General features: G+C 32.9%; 19 protein-coding genes. 10 read left to right on the plus strand and 9 right to left on the minus strand.

Translation table 11 applies throughout. The features are described 5' to 3' along the window. Window positions 1-662 precede the first annotated feature (662 nt). The 7 genes from JS605_RS13845 (at window position 663) to JS605_RS13875 (ending at window position 8659) form a co-directional block, all read left to right on the plus strand. Window positions 663-3023 carry a P-loop ATPase, Sll1717 family gene (locus tag JS605_RS13845; RefSeq protein WP_203258314.1) on the plus strand — a complete coding sequence of 787 codons (2361 nt, stop codon included), beginning with the start codon at window positions 663-665 and terminating at the stop codon, window positions 3021-3023. A 96-nt stretch (window positions 3024-3119) separates the two neighbouring features. Further along, window positions 3120-3530: a hypothetical protein gene (locus JS605_RS13850; RefSeq protein WP_203258315.1), complete on the plus strand. Its 411-nt coding sequence runs from the start codon at window positions 3120-3122 to the stop codon at window positions 3528-3530. 1026 nt (window positions 3531-4556) lie between these two features. Beyond that, window positions 4557-5639, plus strand: a complete 1083-nt coding sequence (gene gcvT, locus JS605_RS13855; RefSeq protein WP_203258316.1) for a glycine cleavage system aminomethyltransferase GcvT — start codon at window positions 4557-4559, stop codon at window positions 5637-5639. Continuing rightward, window positions 5636-6550: a glutaminase gene (locus JS605_RS13860; RefSeq protein WP_203258317.1), complete on the plus strand. Its 915-nt coding sequence runs from the start codon at window positions 5636-5638 to the stop codon at window positions 6548-6550. The genes gcvT and JS605_RS13860 overlap by 4 nt, the downstream gene beginning before the upstream one ends. Window positions 6551-6573: 23 nt before the next feature. Further along, window positions 6574-7404: a sugar nucleotide-binding protein gene (locus JS605_RS13865; protein ID WP_203258318.1), complete on the plus strand. Its 831-nt coding sequence runs from the start codon at window positions 6574-6576 to the stop codon at window positions 7402-7404. Between the two features lie 112 nt (window positions 7405-7516). Next, window positions 7517-7810 (plus strand): 4a-hydroxytetrahydrobiopterin dehydratase, encoded by a 294-nt coding sequence (locus JS605_RS13870; RefSeq protein WP_203258319.1) that lies wholly within the window; start codon window positions 7517-7519, stop codon window positions 7808-7810. 102 nt (window positions 7811-7912) lie between these two features. Next, on the plus strand, window positions 7913-8659 hold the full coding sequence (locus JS605_RS13875; protein ID WP_203258320.1) for a YebC/PmpR family DNA-binding transcriptional regulator: 747 nt from the start codon (window positions 7913-7915) through the stop codon (window positions 8657-8659). A 261-nt stretch (window positions 8660-8920) separates the two neighbouring features. Here JS605_RS13875 and JS605_RS13880 read toward each other — a convergent pair whose 3' ends face one another. The 9 genes from JS605_RS13880 to holA all read right to left on the minus strand — a co-directional run bounded on the left by JS605_RS13880 (window position 8921) and on the right by holA (window position 17316). Further along, the gene (locus JS605_RS13880; protein ID WP_203258321.1) at window positions 8921-9997 is read right to left on the minus strand and encodes an AMP-binding protein; all 1077 of its coding nucleotides are present in this window, start codon (window positions 9995-9997) and stop codon (window positions 8921-8923) included. A 9-nt stretch (window positions 9998-10006) separates the two neighbouring features. After that, window positions 10007-10966, minus strand: coding sequence for a CPBP family intramembrane glutamic endopeptidase (locus JS605_RS13885; RefSeq protein ID WP_203258322.1), 960 nt, complete (start codon window positions 10964-10966; stop codon window positions 10007-10009). 3 nt (window positions 10967-10969) lie between these two features. Next, window positions 10970-12004 (minus strand): o-succinylbenzoate synthase, encoded by a 1035-nt coding sequence (locus JS605_RS13890; RefSeq protein WP_203258323.1) that lies wholly within the window; start codon window positions 12002-12004, stop codon window positions 10970-10972. 6 nt (window positions 12005-12010) lie between these two features. Further along, window positions 12011-12703: a DUF2490 domain-containing protein gene (locus JS605_RS13895; RefSeq protein ID WP_203258324.1), complete on the minus strand. Its 693-nt coding sequence runs from the start codon at window positions 12701-12703 to the stop codon at window positions 12011-12013. A gap of 5 nt (window positions 12704-12708) precedes the next feature. Further along, entirely contained in the window at window positions 12709-13386 is a 678-nt protein-coding gene (locus JS605_RS13900) for a metal-dependent hydrolase (RefSeq protein ID WP_203258325.1), read from the minus strand. 65 nt (window positions 13387-13451) lie between these two features. Next, window positions 13452-14366 carry a 1,4-dihydroxy-2-naphthoate octaprenyltransferase gene (gene menA / locus JS605_RS13905; RefSeq protein ID WP_239000352.1) on the minus strand — a complete coding sequence of 305 codons (915 nt, stop codon included), beginning with the start codon at window positions 14364-14366 and terminating at the stop codon, window positions 13452-13454. Further along, entirely contained in the window at window positions 14354-15193 is an 840-nt protein-coding gene (locus tag JS605_RS13910) for a 1,4-dihydroxy-2-naphthoyl-CoA synthase (RefSeq protein WP_203258326.1), read from the minus strand. Before JS605_RS13910 ends, menA begins: the two co-directional genes overlap by 13 nt. Before the next feature lie 453 nt (window positions 15194-15646). After that, a complete protein-coding gene (locus JS605_RS13915; protein ID WP_203258327.1) occupies window positions 15647-16312 on the minus strand; it encodes a uracil-DNA glycosylase in 666 nt (221 codons plus the stop codon). Beyond that, window positions 16312-17316: a DNA polymerase III subunit delta gene (holA, locus tag JS605_RS13920; RefSeq protein ID WP_203258328.1), complete on the minus strand. Its 1005-nt coding sequence runs from the start codon at window positions 17314-17316 to the stop codon at window positions 16312-16314. Before holA ends, JS605_RS13915 begins: the two co-directional genes overlap by 1 nt. 63 nt (window positions 17317-17379) lie before the next feature. Here holA and JS605_RS13925 point away from each other — a divergent pair, with 63 nt between their 5' ends. The 3 genes from JS605_RS13925 to JS605_RS13935 all read left to right on the plus strand — a co-directional run bounded on the left by JS605_RS13925 (window position 17380) and on the right by JS605_RS13935 (window position 19763). After that, window positions 17380-17826 (plus strand): type I restriction enzyme HsdR N-terminal domain-containing protein, encoded by a 447-nt coding sequence (locus JS605_RS13925; RefSeq protein WP_203258329.1) that lies wholly within the window; start codon window positions 17380-17382, stop codon window positions 17824-17826. Continuing rightward, window positions 17823-18812 (plus strand): glycosyltransferase family 2 protein, encoded by a 990-nt coding sequence (locus tag JS605_RS13930; protein ID WP_203258330.1) that lies wholly within the window; start codon window positions 17823-17825, stop codon window positions 18810-18812. Before JS605_RS13925 ends, JS605_RS13930 begins: the two co-directional genes overlap by 4 nt. A gap of 111 nt (window positions 18813-18923) precedes the next feature. Further along, entirely contained in the window at window positions 18924-19763 is an 840-nt protein-coding gene (locus JS605_RS13935) for an OmpA/MotB family protein (RefSeq protein ID WP_203258331.1), read from the plus strand. Window positions 19764-19872 lie beyond the last annotated feature (109 nt).

A 19872-nucleotide genomic window follows, 5' to 3' on the forward strand; every position in this document is an offset into this window, starting at 1 on the left:
ACGACAAACATATTAGATTTTTTTCCTATCCCAAATCCCGTTTACGAGAATTATAATTGGTCACCAAAACGAAGCTTTTATTATGCGCTGGCAAGCGTTGGCAAATTATGGTTAAAATACGAGGGAGTAAAATTGATTAAGTATCAATTTTGTGAATCTGCGAGTAGATGCAGCTGGGAAAAGCAATTTGATTTTATTTAGCAATAAAGCGCTTGGCAGCGGATATTTTACATAACGGCAAATTATAGCTACAAATGACTTTCCTTATAAAATAAAATCGTAATCCGTGAGAATCGCGTATTTGAAATTTTAATGACCCAAGTACTGAATATTAATAAGAATTACAGCAGCTTCTGGGATATTTTACATAATATGGAATTATAGCTTACAAATGGCATAACAATAAGATATAAACGAAATATGATATTTGTACTATAATGTTCTGCGTTATGTAACTTTGCTTTGGTAAAAGCGAAGTTCTTTAACCCAATTTTCTTGGATTTTTTTCCTTCTAAAAAGTTTCTTTAAAAATGTAATGGAATACGCTTTGCCCGAAGCGACGATAGGAGTGAAGTGGGAATGTGTATGTAATGACAAAGTTTCCTACATATTTGTAATTACAACCCTAAATTTTTAGTAAATTGCTTTTATAAAATTAAAGTATGCAAACAGGTTTTTTTGCTTATGGTTCCCAAATACCATCGAGCGGTGAGAGTATAGAAGAAGCAATAAAAATAATAAATGAAGCTAATGAAGATGTTAAAATTGAATCTTGGATTAATTTAAAAGTATCAGGTTCATTAATTATATCTAATATCCTAAGCGCAATAGATAATGCTGACTTTTTATGCGCTGATTTAACAGGATTAAATGATAATGTTCTATTTGAAATCGGTTATGCATTAGCAAAAAAGAAACCTCTTTATTTAATAAATGATACTTCTCATGAAGACTCGTTAAGAAAATTTAATGAATTAGGTCTATTAACAACCGTTGGTTACTACCCATATACCAATACAAATCAAATAGTAGAAGGCTTTTATAAAATGGCCCCAAATGACCCAGTAGATAAATATTGGGATAACTTAACAGCTACGTTACCAAATAGTTTTGATAGAAAAGCTTTACTCGTTTTAAATAGTCAAGTTGAAACTAATTATAATTTGGAGATTAATAACCTGCTAAATTTTTATAAATTACCCAGTGTTATAGATGATGCAAGTGAAAATATTGTGCAACCTATAAGTTGGTATTTAGAACAATTACATTCTGTACCTGCTGTTCTAGTACAATTTTCATCACAAGCAAGAGCAGGGTTTGAAATTCATAATTCAAAATGTTCACTAGTTTCTGGAATTGCATTAGGATTAGGGTTAAAACTTCAAATTATAGCTGAAAAACCCTATAGTATTCCTATAGATTTTAAGGAGCTTCTAAAGAAATTTAGCAATAGAAAAGAGTGTTCTTTATTTGTTAGCGATTTCTTAATGAACCTTCATGGAGAAATAGCTGAGTTACTAATAAATAGAGATAAAAGAGCCAAGGATAAAAGAAAAAGAACTGAATTACAAAATGTGAATTTCGGTGAAGCTATAGCCGAACATGAAAGTAATAACTTATATGATTATTATGTTGACACTAATCATACACAACAGTTAATTAAAAATGAGTATAATATTGTAGTTGGAAGAAAAGGGTCTGGTAAAACTGCAACTTTATATTATTTGAAAGAAGATTTATCACAAGATGTAAGAAACAATATTATACTAATCAAACCTATAAATTTTGAAGTTGATGGTCTGATTTCATTAATGGAAGAATCTAACAGTGATTTTGAAAAGGGCTTTTTAATCGAAACTATTTGGAAATTTCTAATTTATACTGAAATTGCTAAATATCTGTACTATAAGACAAAAGAAAAGCCTTTATACGCATTAAAGGAAATTGAAACTGAATTTCTTGAATATATAGAATCATATAGAGCTGTATATTTAACTGACTTCTCTACTAGGCTAGAAGAACAGATAAAAGTACTAAGAGAAAATGATATAAAAGAAATTGGTGCAGGAAACAACAAGGAATTTAGGCTTAAAGTTTCCGAGTTACTTCATGAAGGTTCAATTCATAAAATGAAAGATTATTTTGGTGAATTAATGCCTAAGAAACATAAGCTAATTGTTTTAATCGATAATTTAGATAAATCTTGGAGAAAAGACTCAAAGATTAATATCTTAAGTAAATATATTTTAGGATTATTAGGCGTTTCTGGTAGAATATTTAGAGAGTTATCTTATGTTAAATCTAAGGATAAGAAAATTGATTTTCATTTAACAATATTTTTAAGAAGTGATATATTCAAACAAGTTATTTCATTTGCTAGAGAGCCAGATAAAATAGAAGTTTCACGTTTAAAATGGGAAGACCCAGAAATACTTTTTAGAATTATTGAAGATAGATTTATTGCTTTAAGTAATGGGAAATATTCAGCTGAAGATTTATGGGAAAGATTCTTTGTTTCTCATATTAAAGGCCAGAGAACAAAAGATTTTATAACGCAAAATATATTCCCAAGACCAAGAGATATTATTTATTTTTTTAAAACATGTAAGGATACTGCGATATCTAGAGGTCATGCCATAATTGAAGAAAAAGATGTAATTGATTCGTTAAAAGATTATTCAAGTTGGGTGTTTAAATCTGTACTTGTTGAAAATGGGATTACATATAATCAAATGGAAGAATTTATGTATGAATTAATGGCTAGTAATAGGGTTTTAACTAAAGCAGATATTAGCGAAAAAATGTCAAATTCAAAGATATATAATCAAGGTGATAATGATGTAGATAAATTCGTAGACCATTTAGTTAGCTTAACAATTTTAGGTAGAGAAATTGGAAAAGATACTTTTAGCTTTGAGTATGATATAAATAATGCAAAAAAGATAAAAGTGCTAGCTAACAAATATAATTCTAATCGTTTTGAAATTCACAAAGCATTAGTACCTTACCTTGAATGTATTTAACAGAAAATATAAAATTTTGGCTAAAAAAAATAATATTAAAAAAAAGATAGTAGAAATCTTGAATTTGTATATTAAAGAGTTATCAGTGTCTACAAAATGATTGCCTCAGAATTCCTAAAATCAGAATTAAAAAACTATAGCTTAGAATTAGTTGCCAAAACAGATGGGAGGGAAGGAGTAGACTTTTTTATTGGAAACTATCAAATATACTTACAACCACTAGATTTAGATACTGTAAAACAAAGTGTTAAGGTTTCAAAACAAGATTTAGGAAAACTCAACGATAACTTGTTTATCGCTTTAGTTTTAATCATAGAGCAACAACCAAGAGTTGTCTATTTAATCCCATCTAAGCAATTACGAGATTCTATTAACAATTACTTTATAAATAACGAAGTGAGTTTAATGCCTAGTTTATCTAATTGGGAAATTATAATATCAAGTAAAACTGTTGAAGAACTAGAAAAGTATGCTTTAAAGAATATGGCTGTTAAACTAAAAGCTTAGTTTTATAATATTATGTAAAATAGATCGTGCGTTTTTACCCAGATGAAGCGTTGGCAAAACGGCCTCAGAAAACTTTGGTGAAAACAATAGGTGAATGAGCGTACATATTTTAGAGGGCTAGCAATACATATTCTTAATAATAACAGAATTTTTAAGCTAGTTCTAAGCAATCTTAATGAGTTACAATGTTTTCTAAAATATAGTGATTGAGCCGTACATTGTTTCCAAAGGTTTCTGCAGCCTTGATTTTTTTGTTTCTTTTTGTATCAAGACAAAAAGATATGCAAACACTTAAAAGTTTAAATAAAAGCACAATTAGAACAAGTGTATAGAAATTTTAGAGCGTGGATTAGAGCCAGGAAAAATTTTATACTCTTGTGGCAAGCTTACGAGAATGTCGTAGAAAAAAATCTTGCAGGATTTTCCTCGAATACGAGAATTATAATTAATAGCAAAAGGTTTAGCTTTTTTTGGTGTGGCCAAGCGGTGGCAAATTGTGTTTAAAAATAAATGCCATTGAGGCATTTAAATTTTTAAAAAACAATCTAGCGGTTGGGCGCGGCAATTTTACATAACGGCTAATTATAGTACAAACAGCAGAATGTTTCTTATTTAGCAACAAACCCAAGAGCCAAATATTTAATGACCCAAGTACTGCAGTTTATTGTATGTTCAAGACTTTCTGGGATATTTTACATAATATGGAATTATAGCTTACAAATGACATAACAACAAGATATAATCGAAATATGGTATTTGCACTATAATTTACATTATGTAAAATAGAGTATTTTACATCCAATATAACACTTCTCTATTTCTTAGTACTAGAAGTTATATTAATTTCAATATTTTTGCTAACGTTCAAACTATGGAAGATTTTTTAATTGGAGTTATCAAGTTTATCGCTAATTTCTTTTTAGATTTTGTAGAATCAATTAAAACTAAATATACAATTATAATTGCATTTACACTTCTAATAGTTTGTTTTATAATCGTCTATATATTGATTGAAAATCATTGATAATGAAAAATACTGCTTTAAACCATATACACGAAACCCTTGGTGCCAAAATGGTGCCTTTTGCTGGATATAATATGCCTGTACAGTACGAAGGTGTAACTATAGAACACGAAACGGTTAGAAACGCTGTTGGTGTTTTCGATGTATCACACATGGGAGAGTTTTTGGTTGAAGGCCCACATGCTTTAAAGCTAATACAAAAAGTGTCTAGTAACGACGCTTCAAAATTAACCATTGGTAAAGCACAATACAGCTGTTTGCCCAACGATGATGGTGGTATCGTTGACGATTTAATTATATATTACATTAAAGAAAACACGTATTTATTAGTAGTAAATGCCAGTAATATCGAAAAAGATTGGAATTGGATACAATCTAAAAACGATGTGGGCGCTACCATGCGAGATTTAAGTGAGGATTATTCCCTACTCGCTATTCAAGGTCCAAAAGCTGTAGAAGCCATGCAATCCTTGACTAGTCACGATTTATCGGCAATCAAATTCTACAATTTTGTTGTTGGCGATTTTGCAGGGATAGATCATGTAATTATCTCCGCCACGGGATACACTGGTAGCGGTGGTTTTGAGATTTATTGTAAAAATAGCGAAGTAGAGCAAATTTGGAACAACGTGCTAGAAGCTGGGGCCGATTATGGCATAAAACCTATAGGATTGGCGGCACGCGACACCCTACGTTTAGAAATGGGATATTGCCTGTACGGTAACGATATAGATGATACTACCTCTCCTATTGAGGCCGGTTTGGGTTGGATTACCAAATTCACGAAGGATTTTACAAATTCCGAAGCTCTAAAAGCCGAAAAAGAACGTGGCCCCGAACGTAAACTCGTTGGTTTTGAATTAAACGATCGTGGTATTCCACGCCAAGGTTATGATATTGTAGATGGCAATGGGAATATCATTGGAAATGTAACTTCTGGGACCATGGCCCCATCTTTAGGTAAGGGTATTGGTATGGGCTACGTCACCCCTATTTTTGCAGCTCCTGGTAGTAACATCCATATTCAGATTAGAAAAAAAGCAATCCCTGCAACCGTCGTAAAACTGCCCTTTTATAAGAAATGACAGATTATCAGGAGGTTTTAAACGGTATTTATCAGGATGTGATGTCTATAAAAGACAGAGGTGTTCCTGCTTCCTATATTCCAGAATTGGCAGATGTTGATATCCATAACTTTGCATTACACCTTAAAATGAATAGTGGGGACACTTATGGTGTTGGACAGTTTAAAACAGCATTTTCTGTACAAAGTATTACCAAAGTTTTAGCATTGGCACTTGCCGCTTCTGTTGATAATAATGATATATTAAAACGTTTAGATGTTGAGCCTTCTGGCCATCCATTTAATCAATTAGCGCTTTTAGAAGTTGAAAAAGGCATTCCCCGAAATCCTTTTATAAATTCCGGAGCCATAGTAATTTCTGATATTTTAGTTTCCCAACTTAAAAATCCAAAACAAGATTTTTTAAGCTATGTAAGGGATATTACAGGAGATAACTCTATTGATTACGATTTAAAGGTAGCTAAATCTGAAAAAGAAACTGGGTACAGAAATTATGCTGCAGCACATTTATTAAAATCCTTTGGCAACTTAAAAAATGATGTTTACGAAGTGCTGGATTTTTACTTTGTACAATGTTCCTTGAGTATGACCTGCGAGCAGGTATCAAATGCATTCTACATGTTTGCCAATCGTGGTAAATGTATGTCTAATATCCCAAGACTTACAGAACAAAAAGTTAAGCGTATTAACGCCATTATGCTAACCTGTGGTTTTTACGATGAAGCTGGAGAATTTGCTTTTGAGGTTGGTTTACCCGGTAAAAGTGGTGTTGGTGGCGGTATTGTAGCCTTGTTGCCAGAACATTTTGTAATATCCGTTTGGTCCCCCGGATTAAATGCCAGAGGGAATTCTAAACTTGGTATGTATGCTTTAGAACAATTTACTACAAAAACACGATTATCTATATTTTAAGTTCTTTTTAGACGTTTGAGTTCATGATGAAAGGTAAAGATAAACATAAAATTCTCATATTAGGTGGTAGTGGTTTTTTAGGTAATGCTATCTATGGGGAACTCTGCTCCTATTTTAGGACATTTGCGACCTATAATACATCTAACAAACAATTTGAAAAGAACCATCATTTTTTTCAGTATAATTTTGAGGAGGATGATATCTATGAGATTTTAGATATAGTGAAACCCACCTTAATAATTTCTGCACTTAGGGGCGATTTTTCAAAGCAAGTGTTGCTACACATGCACCTAGCAGAATATGTGTTTACCCAAAAGATAAAACTACTATTCCTGTCGTCTGCCAATGTATTTGATGCCTATAGTAAATATCCAAGTTACGAGGAAGACAAAACACTAAGCAATAGTGTGTATGGGCATTTTAAGATAAAAATTGAAAATATGCTTTTACGTCTGCCCAAAAAGCAAGTGGCCATATTACGTTTACCTATGGTTTTTGGCAGTACATCCCCAAGATTACAAGAAATCTTGCAAAACATCAAGGAAAAAGCACCAGTAGAAATATTTCCTAATCTTATCATGAACGTTACTACAGAGTCTAAAGTAACGCAACAAGTGCATTACATTATTAACAGAAATAAATATGGTGTTTTTCATTTAGGAAGCACAGACTTAGTACATCATGATGAGTTTATAAAAGAAATGGTATCCTCCTTAGAGCTAAGCGAAACCCCACATTATAAAAGGGTATATACCACTAATGATGATAGGTATCTTGCAGTATTGCCAAAATTTAACAAGCTCCCAAAACACCTCCAAATTCAGAGTCAGGACTTATTAAAAGAATTAAAATGATATTCGTTTAAAGACCTGAAAACTTGTTAAAATACCCGCTTTTACTTAATGAAATTCTTTACATTAGTATCAGTCAAACAATTATAGTTTAAAGATGATAAACTAATGTAACATGAATACACTTTCAGAAGAAGAAATAGAAGCAAAATTATTGCGTTTTCCAGATTGGGAATACTATGACAATGCTATACATGCCGAATTTGAATTTGAAAATTTCAAGGACTGTTTTAGTGCCATGAGCCGTATTGCCTTTGAGTGTGAAGCGCTAAACCATCATCCCAATTGGTCTAATGTATACAACGTATTAACCATTTCGTTATCTACTCATGATGCTGGTGGAGTTACGCATAAAGATTTTAAGTTAGCAGAAGCTATTGAAACTATTGTAGAGCCTATTGACGATTAGTTTTTAAAGCTGTAATTTTAACAACACAAAAACAATATTTTTATAAATTTGCGTGCCTTTACTTTAGGTACTTTAAATACTAGTAACTTTTAACTAAAAATTATGGGAAGAGCTTTTGAATTTAGGAAAGCAAGAAAAATGAAACGTTGGTCTGCCATGAGTAAAGCCTTTACTCGTATAGGTAAAGACATTGTAATGGCCGTAAAAGAAGGCGGTCCAGATCCTGATAGCAACTCCCGTTTACGTGCTGTGATACAGAATGCCAAGTCTGTAAACATGCCTAAAGATAATATAGAACGTGCTATAAAACGTGCGTCAGATAAAAGTCAAGGCGATTATAAAGAGGTGGTTTTTGAAGGTTATGCACCTCATGGCATTGCAGTTTTAGTAGAAACCGCAACTGATAATAACACGAGAACCGTGGCCAATGTAAGAAGCTATTTTAATAAATGTGATGGAAGTTTAGGCACCTCTGGCTCTGTGGTTTTTATGTTTGACCATACGTGTAATTTTAAAATAAAAGGCGAAGACCTTGATTTGGAAGAGCTAGAACTAGAACTGATAGATTTTGGTGTTGAAGAAATTTTTGAAGATACCGATGAAGATGCAGACGGCAACGAAATTAACAGTGTTATGGTTTACGCCCCTTTTGAAAGTTTCGGAAAAATTCAATCGTATTTAGAAGAAAATAGTATTGAAATTTTATCATCAGGTTTTGAACGTATCCCACAAGTTACAAAGCTCCTGTCAGAAGAGCAAGCGGCTGATGTTGAAAAACTCCTTGAAAAACTTGAAGAGGATGATGATGTACAAAATGTGTATCACACGATGCAAGAAACAGCAGATTAGTTATTCAGTAGCACACTCGTAAAATAATTCTCTTTTTAAGAAAGGCTTTGTCTATATAGATTATCCCCTGTAATTTCATGGTTGATACTCCAGTTTATAAAAAGTAATGTATTAATGTAATGTGTTTGTCATTTCGACGGAGCGAGGAACGAGCGACGAGAAATCACATAAAGATGCTATTCCTCCTTAGTTACTACAACCGAAGTATGTATGATACCAAATCCATCTTTACTATTATTAAGACCATGGATAGGAAACTTTTTATGATGTTATAACGGATTCAATCGTCTTAGCCCTGTGAATTTTACCAGATGCTGTTTCTTTAAACTTTCTTGTGAAAAACACTTCTTTTGGCTTTTCATATTTATCTAAAACATCAAATAGATTACTGTCTAGATCGTTTTTAGAGCCCTCTACAACCATCACTATTTTTTCTCCAAGAGTATCGTCTTCAATACCGTGAACAAAAAATTGTCGTCCATTCATTTTATCTTGTAGCTTCTCTTCTATTTTTTCTGGGAATACTTTAATACCTCCAGTATTAATCATATTATCAAAACGCCCAATCCACTCAAATTGGTTTTCTGAATAAATCTTAACCAAATCGTTAGTCACAATAGTTTCGTCAGAAAGTTTAGGTGCTTCAATCACTAAACAACCTCTATCATCTGTTGAAATTTGTACTCCTGGTAAGGTCATGAAATGGTTCCCATTATCAGTATCAGTAAAATTATTTAGTTTTTTTACGGCGATATGCGACACTGTTTCTGTCATACCATAAGTTTCGTATACCTGTGGTTTCTTGTTTTTAATTAAATCTTTAATGTGATTAGAAACACGCCCCCCTCCTACAATAACGGTTTTTATGGATTTTAAATATTTTGCGAAGTTTTTTAATTGCATGGGCGTAAAAGCGCAAAAGTCGTAATCTTTCTCGTAATCTATTCTGGGTAAAGCAGAAGGTACTACCATATCTACTTCTAACCCTAGGATTATAGCCCTTACCATCATCATTTTTCCTGCAATAAAATTAGATGGCAGGCAGTTTAGCACTTTTTTTCCAGGAGTTAAATTAAAAAAGTCCCCAGTGGTAATAGCAGAGTTTACCATAGCCTGCTTTTTAATTTTGAGTGTTTTGGGTTTTCCTGTAGAACCTGAGGTTTTAACTTTTATATAATCCTTGTTGTCTAACCAATCTAACAAAAAAAGCCCTAATTCTTGTTGGAAGGGCTGTCCTTCTTTTACAAAACTGTAAGCTACGTCCATTAAATCTTCACGATTATAATGGTATCCTTCTAACATAAATCTGTTGTGTACTTTGGTGTAATCTGGAATCATATCCTAGTTTTAGTCTTCTAAAATCTTATAATCGTCTTTAGTTGGCTCTACAACGGGACCAAATAATTTATCCTTCCAATTGGTCCATTTGTATTTCTTAGACAAAATAAATAAAAGTATTGGAAAGATTACTAGTACAGGGATAATTATTTCTGAAATCCCCATTTCTGAAGGATCACTTATATCTTTAAGTATACTGTCAGTTTGTAATACTGTCCAATCTGTGGTAACCAGAAGTGCCGTAAATAAATTATTTGCAAAATGAAAACCTAATGCTAATTCTAAACCATCATCCATTAGTGTTATAATACCTAGGAAAAATCCTGTACCTATATAATATACCATGATTATATAGCCTAACTTTTCTACTTCAGGATTTAAAATATGCATTAAACCAAAAGCAACAGAGGTCACAATTAAAGGTAACCACCTATTTTTAAATAAAGTACCCAAAAAATGCATCCCATACCCCCTAAATGCATACTCCTCAAAACTGGTTTGTAATGGTAAAAGGAATAGACCTAAAACTAAAAGAATTAAAAAAGGCTCTAGTTTAAAATTCCAAACATAACTTTCAGGACTAATATAAAAATAGTCGATTAACATCATTACACTTGTAATGCCTCCCCACAACAAAAAGATAAACCAAAATCGTTTCCAATCAATTTTAGTTCTAGTCGTTGTTAATTTTTTTATGGATAAATTATGAAGATATTTTGATGAAACAAAAACTCCAACAAGTCCAATTGCGAAAGAAATAAGCATCAAAAACAGAAAAAGATTACTACCTAAGAGCTCTATCATACCAGAAATATTAGATGGGAAATTAGCAAATCCATCCATTTTCAAAAATAATCCGGCTATTAGGGGAATAGACCCTATAATTTGCCATGCAAAAAAAATGATAGCACCCCCAACAATATATCTCCATACATCTGTTAACCCTTTGTAAGCTTGCTCTATATACATAATCTATAATTTAATGTTCCAATTTTTATCTTTATCATAGTGTAAACCTCCTTGGTTTACATACAGTGGTGAATCAAAATTATTGGTAAATAAACCTCCTGTACCTAAACCTTGTGGAAGCGGATTTTGCTTTTTAAAGGTATATTGGGCGATTGCATTAAGGCCAATATTACTTTCTAAAGCACTAGTTATCCACCATCCTATACTATTTTTTTCTGCGATGCCAATCCACGTATCACTTCCTTGATAGCCGCCTACTAAAGTAGGTTTTAATATAATATATTGTGGACGAATAGTTTGTAGTAATTCCTCCTTTTTTGTTACATCAAAAACACCTATAAGTTCTTCATCTAAGGCAATGGGCAAAGGTGTAATTTCACAAAGACGAGCCATGTCTTCAATTTGACCTTGTTTTATAGGTTGCTCTATAGAGTGTAAATCAAAGTCGGAGAGTATTTTTAGTTTTTCTAATGCTTCATTTGGATGAAAGGCACCATTGGCATCTACTCGCAATTCAATATCTTTGGATGTAAACTGTTGCCTAACACCCTTTAGAAGTTCTACTTCGGTTTGAAAATCAATAGCTCCAATCTTCATTTTTATACAATTAAAGCCAGCATCAATTTTTTCTGCAATTTGTTGTTGCATAAAGGCTTTGTTTCCCATCCAAATCAAACCGTTGATAGGTATTGGAGTGTTACCTTTTGTAAAATCAGATGGGAATAACTCAAAAGGATATTGTGCTTCTAGAGATGTAAAGGCCATTTCTAATCCAAACTGGATGCTTGGAAAGGCTTTTAATTTTGAAATTAAATACGCCTGTCCTTTATTAACATTTGCGCAAGCCCATGCTAATGTCTCAAGAAAATCTGGTCTGTCATCTGCTGATAATCCTTTAAACATACCACACTCCCCTATTCCTGTTTTTCCTTGTGAATCTATCTTAATTATCCAAGTATCTTTAGTTTTTAGGACACCTCGTGATGTACCACTTGGGGTTTTAAAATTTAAAATGTAGTGCTGAAATGATGCTTTCATATTTGCCTAGAAGCTATGATGAAAACTAAATTGCAACTGACCTTTTCCCCAAGTAACGGTTTTTTGATTCATCCAACCAAATTGAAATTTCATACTAGGTTTTAAAACATAGCCTAAACCTAAATAGGTTCTATTTCTATCGAATAATTGTACGCTATTGCTATTTCCTATATTGGTCTCACCATTTATAAACAATTCATTGTACAGAGCTACATAGAAGGTTTTATCGGTTAATGTTTTTTGATTGATGGGAATATTTAAGAACAGATTATACCGATACCTAGTTCTAAAGTCCTGATTTTCAACAAAACGTTGCTCATATCTAAATCGATGTGCTAGATGCAATCTGTTACCTAGTTTTTGAGGTATAAAGGCTTCTTGGTATATTCGGTTTTCTGAAACAGTAGCGTTACTGTCCCCAAATTGTCCAGTGGTTATATTGGCATAGCCTAAAGTAAGTAAAATGGTTGCCTGTTTTGGTGAGAAAGTAATCCCTGAACGTATTAATAGTTGCTCTAAATCGCCTATGGTATTCCAGTTTCTGTATTGTAGATCTCCCTGAATTCCGAATTGGCTATTTTTAAACTGATGCTTATAAAAGTACATATACCAAGCCCCTGTTTTAGATTGATCTATTTGGGCAGATACGTTAATGGAACAATAAATAGTGATAGAGAGTAGAAAAAAGTATTTCTTCATTTACATTATATTTCAATGGAAGCTCCAATATCCAATAAAGTTAGGGATTTAAGCTCTGTATCAAACTTCGCTTTTGCTTTTACTTTGTCAATCTCAATATATCCAAATGTGTCATAATGGTATCCCAATATGTTATCACACTTTATAAAATCAGATGCAATAATGGCATCATCTACTCCCATCGTAAAATTATCCCCAATTGGCAATACTGCTAAATCTAAATCATGCGATTTACCAATAAGTTTCATATCGTAAGTTAGGGCTGTATCTCCTGCAATATAAATGCACTTGTTTTCTGTTTCTATAATAAACCCTCCTGGTTGTCCTCCGTAACTCCCGTCAGGAAATGAGGAAGTGTGTATCGCATTTACATATTTTACTTTTCCAAAGTCAAATTGCCATGAGCCACCGTGGTTCATGGGGTGTCCACTAAGCCCCTTTTGTTCGTAATATGTAACAATTTCGTAATTTGATACTATTGTGGCTCCTGTTCGTTTTGCTATAGCCTCAACATCCAGTACGTGATCTTGATGCGCATGTGTTACCAGTATATAATCTGCTTTTAAAGCATCGGTGTCTATGGTATTTGCTTTAGGATTTCCTGTGATAAAAGGGTCTATCAGAATATTAAACTCCCCAATTTCTATTCCTAGACTTGCATGTCCAAAAAATGTTATTTTCATCTTTAAATCTTTATGATACTAAATTAATGATTTTAGGAATACCACTAAAACTATTAAACATGTACTTATAACAAATGCCCCACAGCTAAAAGCACTGAAAGGAAAAATGTAGACAGTGCTACTTTTTTTAATTCTGCATCTAAATCTTTGGGATCTGTATTATTTTTAACTGTTTTAAGATGTTTTAGAAGCGGAATATAAGCGAAAACGTAAATTAAATTATATATAGAAGTATAGTATAATATACCAAATATGGCCGAAATAATTATGGCTGAAACAATTAAGGCGTAGTGGTATTTTTTAGCTTTATCAATACCTAGTTTTACTGCCAAAGTTAATTTGCCAGATGCAGCGTCAGACTTTATATCCCTCATATTGTTGAGGTTAAGTACGGCCACGGATAATAAACCTATTGTTATCGCCGGTAAAAACACAACATGATCTACTGTTTTCGCATAAAGCACATAACACCCTATAACACTAACAAGTCCAAAAAATATAAATACAAAAACATCTCCCAAGCCGCGATAACCATAAGCTTTATGTCCTACTGTATATCGCATTGCAGCTATAACAGAGCTTATGCCCAAAATGAAGAATAAAAGCGTTAATAAAAAATGCTGGGAACCAAAGGCTCTAAATATTAGTAGAAAAGCAAAAACAATACAGATTAGGATATTTAATTTAATTACCTCGAGCATCGCATCTGGTGTAATTTTTCCACTTTGTATGGCGCGTTCAGGACCTATCCTATCATTGTTGTCAGTACCTTTTACACCGTCTCCGTAGTCGTTAGCTAAGTTTGAAAGTATTTGTAAGCTAATAGTTGTTAAAATAGCCAGAATAAACACAGTCCATTCAAAACAACCATTGTAAGCTGCAAAACTTGATGCTATTATGATACCAGAAATAGATAAAGGCAATGTTCGCAAACGCATTGCTGAAATCCAAATAGAAAGATTTTGCATTATGGTATCCATTTTTTTTCGAAGTTCGGCTTACGTTTTTCTAAGAATGCGTTGCGTCCTTCTTTAGCCTCATCGGTCATATAAGCTAATCGTGTAGCCTCCCCTGCAAATACTTGTTGTCCTACCATACCGTCATCTGTAAGATTCATAGCAAACTTAAGCATTTTAATGGATGTAGGAGATTTTACTAATATTTCTTGGGCCCATTCATATGCTGTACTTTCTAATTCATTATGGGGTATTACTGCATTAACCATACCCATATCATAGGCTTCCTGTGCTGAATAATTTCTTCCTAAAAAGAAAATCTCCCTAGCTTTCTTTTGTCCAACCATTTTAGCTAAATAAGCAGAACCATAGCCACCATCAAAACTCGTTACATCAGCATCGGTTTGCTTAAAAATGGCATGTTCTTTACTCGCCAAGGTTAAGTCACAAACTACATGTAAACTATGGCCCCCGCCAACTGCCCAACCAGGTACTACCGCAATAACTGCTTTTGGCATAAAGCGGATTAAACGTTGCACTTCAAGAATATTTAAGCGGTGGTAGCCATCCTCTCCTACATAACCTTGATGTCCCCTAGCCTTTTGGTCTCCTCCACTACAAAATGAATATACACCGTCTTTGGTTGAAGGCCCTTCTGCAGAGAGCAAAACTACTCCAATGGAGGTATCTTCATTGGCATCATAAAACGCATCATAAAGTTCACTTGTGGTTTTTGGTCTAAATGCATTTCTTACATTGGGCCTGTTAAATGCAATTCGGGCCACACCATTATATTTCTTATACGTGATGTCTTCGTATTCCTTAGCAATAACCCATTTTGGTTCGCTCATAGTATAAAGTTTGCCTCAAAAATAAATTTTATTTTAAAAATAACTCTAAAGTTGAATAAATAATAAATTCAACAGACAAAAATTTAAAAGACCTGAAAATAGAAGGTCTTTTTTTAAAGAATTAGTAAAAATTAATATCAGTATGCTATGTGATGTAAGTTTTGTAGTATTTTTTTCTAAATTTGCCATATAGTTTTTACATAAAAAATCAAAAAATTGCATTTTAACGATTTTTTTAATACTTTTAGCGACTAAATCTAAATTTGCCCATGATATTAACAACTACTATCGTTCTTTTATGCTTGGTAGCTATCAATTTTTTACTCTTAATATTTAGTTGTAATAAAACTAATAAAGTAAATAAAAGTGATTCGAAGCCAATTGTACTAAAATCACAAAAAATCTCATTAGATTACGATGAAGAATTAGCTCCCACTGGAAGCTAATTTTACATTACCAATTTATTGGGGTTTTATTATATCTAACTAGCAATTCATTTGTTTTGCTAAAATGTCTATTCCCAAACCAATACCCCCTATTGGCACTTAAAGGTGATGGGTGTCCTGACGTTAGGACCTCATGTTTCGTCTTATCGATTAGTTTTACCTTTTGCTTTGCATAACCACCCCAGAGTAAAAATATCACATTGTTATTTTTAGTGCTTATAGTATGTATAACAGCATCTGTAAAGGTTTCCCAGCCTTGTTTTTGGTGGCTTCCAGCTTGATGCGCTCGTACAGTTAATGTAGCGTTAAGAAGTAACACACCTTGTTTGGCCCAACGGGATAAATCTCCACTATTGGGATATGGCTTCCCTGCATCATTTTCTATTTCCTTAAATATATTTACTAATGAAGGTGGGTGGGATATACCCTCTTTTACCGAAAAACACAAGCCATTGGCTTGTCCTGGCCCATGATAGGGGTCTTGACCAATTATAACTACTTTTACAGCATTAAAAGCACAATAATTAAAGGCATTAAAAATTTCCCTTCCAGGCGGAAAACAACGGTAGCTTCCATATTCCCGCTTTACAAAGTCTACTAAATTTTTAAAGTATGGCTTTTCAAACTCATGCTTTAGATAAGGCTTCCAACTTTTATGGATATCTACTTCCATTAATTTAATATTCTAACCAATAATTCTTTTAATAAATCACCTTGAGGCACGGCATTAGCCCCTACCCCCTTGCTTTTAACATCAAAACTACGCAATGTAGCTACCACATCACTAACTTTACGCATAGGATAGTGTCTTGCGGCTACAGTATACTCATTAACAAAATAAGGATTGATTTTTAAAGCAGAAGCTATATTTCTTGGCGATTTATCCTTGAGTCCATGAAAATGTAACAATTGTGAAAAGAAATTAAAAAGAAGGGATACTGTTACTACCATAGGATTATCCTTTGGGTTTTCTGCAAAGTAATTAATAATTTGGTGTGCCTTTACAGTATTTCTATTACCAATGGCTTTTCGTAATTCAAAATTGTTATAATCTTTACTAATGCCTATGTTTTCCTCTATAACTTCTGGTGTAATTTGGCTGTTTTTGGGTAAGATTATTTGGAGTTTTTCCAACTCATTATTAATCTTACTTAAGTCTGTACCTAAAAATTCTACTAGCATCTGTGCTGATTTGGGAGTAATGGTATAACCTTTTGGTGATAACACACGCCTTATCCAATCTGCAACTTGATTTTCGTAGAGCTTTTTACTTTCATAAACCACACCAGTCTTTTTTAAGGCTTTATATAAGCTTTTTCGCTTGTCTATTTTTTTGTATTTATAATTAATTACTAAAACCGTTGTAGTTTGTGGGTTTTCAGCATATTGAGACAATTTTTCAATAGTTCTGGATAAATCTTGAGCTTCCTTTACAATTACCACTTGGTATTCTGCCATCATTGGGTAACGCTTAGCATTACTAACGATATCTTCTACAGAGATATCCCTGCCATACAATACCATTTGGTTAAAACCGCGTTCTTCTTCTGTGAGGATAGTGTCCTCTATAAAATCAGAAATTTTATCTATGTAATAAGCTTCTTCTCCCATTAAAAAATAAATGGGCTTGAGATTTCTATTTTTAATATCGGTAACTAATTGCTTAACCTCGTCCAAATTCCTATAGAAAATTTTTGGGGAAATACATTAATTGTATCATTATAATAATACATTTGTGAGGTGCACAAATTGAATTTCCCATCATATCGATTTCGTTTCAAAAATAGCGAAAATAAAGTTTTAATTTTTGACATTATTCGCAAAAAGTTTGTGGTTTTACAACCAGAGGAATGGGTACGGCAAAATTGCATTCATTTTTTAATTGAAGACAAAAATTATCCTAAATCATTAATTAATGTTGAAAAGGAGCTAAAAATTAATGATTTAAAAAAACGTTACGATATTATTGTGTTTAAGCCCAATGGCGATATTCAACTTGTAGTGGAATGCAAATCACCTACCATTGCCATAAACCAAAAGGTGTTTGATCAAATTGCTAGATATAATTTAGTGCTTAACTCGGACTACTTGATGGTTACTAACGGATTAAATCATTATTATTGTGAGATGGATTTTAACAACGAACGCTATCAATTTTTAAGAGATATTCCAAGTTATACAAAATGAAAATTGCTGTAGTTATATTAAATTGGAATGGCAAAAAACTCTTAGAACAGTTTTTGCCCTCAGTGATAGCACACTCCAAAACTGCTGCTATTTATGTAGCAGATAATGCGTCTACAGATGATTCGGTTTTGTTTTTAAAATCTACTTTCCCGCAAGTAAATATTATAAGAAATACTATTAATGGTGGTTTTGCTAAAGGTTATAATGATGCTTTAAAAAATGTTGATGCAGATGTTTTTTGCCTTCTAAATAGTGATGTAGAAGTAACCAAAGGATGGTTGTTACCCATACAACAAACCTTTATTAACAACGAAAACACAGCCATAGTACAACCCAAACTCTTGGACTTTAAGCAAAGGCAGTTTTTTGAGTATGCTGGAGCAGCTGGAGGTTTTATAGATAAATTTGGCTATCCATATTGCAGAGGGCGCATCTTTAATACCTTAGAAGAAGATTATGGGCAATACAACGATATGCAATCCATTTTCTGGGCTTCTGGAGCTTGCTTATTTATACGAAAACATGTGTATGAAGCACTTGGTGGCTTTGATGAATCGTTTTTTGCACACATGGAAGAGATAGATTTATGTTGGCGTGCAAAAAACTTAGGTTATGATGTAGTATATAATGGTAATTCTGAAGTTTATCATGTAGGTGGGGCTACATTAAACAATTCTAACCCTAGAAAAACGTTTCTTAATTTTCGTAATAGCCTATTTACCCTCGTGAAAAATGCTAAGGGTAATATTCTATTTTTAGTCTTTATACGGTTAGTTTTAGATGGGATAGCTGGCTTAAAATTCCTTGTAGAATTAAAGTTTAACCATATTCTAGCGATCTTTAAAGCGCACTTTAGTTTCTATGCCCATTTTTACGGTCTTCTTAGAAAACGAAAAACAGCAACACTTAAAATAAGATACTACCAAAAAACATCTATAGTTTGGTCGTATTTCGTAAATAGAAAAAAACACTATAAAAGTTTATAAGTCGGTTAGTAAAAGTTTTGTTAACTGTTCTGGTTTCAACCGTTTTTTATATACTTTTGTCGGGACAAAGAGGCAATAATTAATTCCATACAAAAACCTTATTTATCAATTATGAAGAAAATACTAATACTTAGTTTATCATCCTTATTCATTTTAAGTTCTTGTGTTCCCAAAAAAGAATTTTTGGCATTAGAGGAAAAACAAAAAGAAACTCAAGATTTACTTAACTCTGCTACAGTGAAATTAAACTCCTGTTTAGAGGAAAGAGCTTCGGCAACAGCCAAAGTAACGCTTTTAGAAGGACAAGTAGACGACTTAAAAAAATACAATGATAACTTACAGATTATATCTGCAAAAGGTGCTAGCAATGTAGAAAAGACTTTGGAAAGTTTAAAGGAGAAAGATCTTAAGATTACACGTCTTCAAGATGCTTTAACCAAGAAGGACAGTGTTACTCTTGCCTTAGTAACAAGCTTTAAACGCGAGGTTGGAATAAACGATCCTGATATTGAAGTAAATGTTGAAAAAGGTGTTGTATTTATCTCTATATCAGATAAGTTATTATTTAAAAGTGGAAGTTACAACGTAACCACAAGAGCCCAAGAAGTTTTAGCGAAAGTGGCTAAAGTAGTAAATGCCAAGCCAGATTTTGAGTGTATGGTTGAAGGACATACCGATAGCAGATCTTACCAAAGTGGCGTACTACTAGATAACTGGGATTTAAGTGTAAAACGAGCTACTTCTGTAGTTAGGGTTTTAGAAAGTTTAGGTGTAAATCCAGGACGTTTAATTGCTGCAGGTCGTAGCTCTTATGTGCCATTGGTAGACAATGAAACTGCTGAAAACAGAGCCACTAACAGGCGTACAAGAATTGTAGTACTTCCAAAATTAGACCAGTTCTACGAATTGGTTGAAAAAGAAATGAAAAACCTAGAAGCTGGAGGCAACTAATAAGTTCTTTAAAAATATTATGAAAGCTCGACTGAAAAGTTGGGCTTTTTTTGTTTCATTGTCAATTAGTATAAAATCATCCAGCTTTTCTTCCACACTGTGAATAAAG

This window comes from Hyunsoonleella ulvae (assembly GCF_016827605.1).
In the GTDB taxonomy this organism is placed as follows: domain Bacteria; phylum Bacteroidota; class Bacteroidia; order Flavobacteriales; family Flavobacteriaceae; genus Jejuia; species Jejuia ulvae.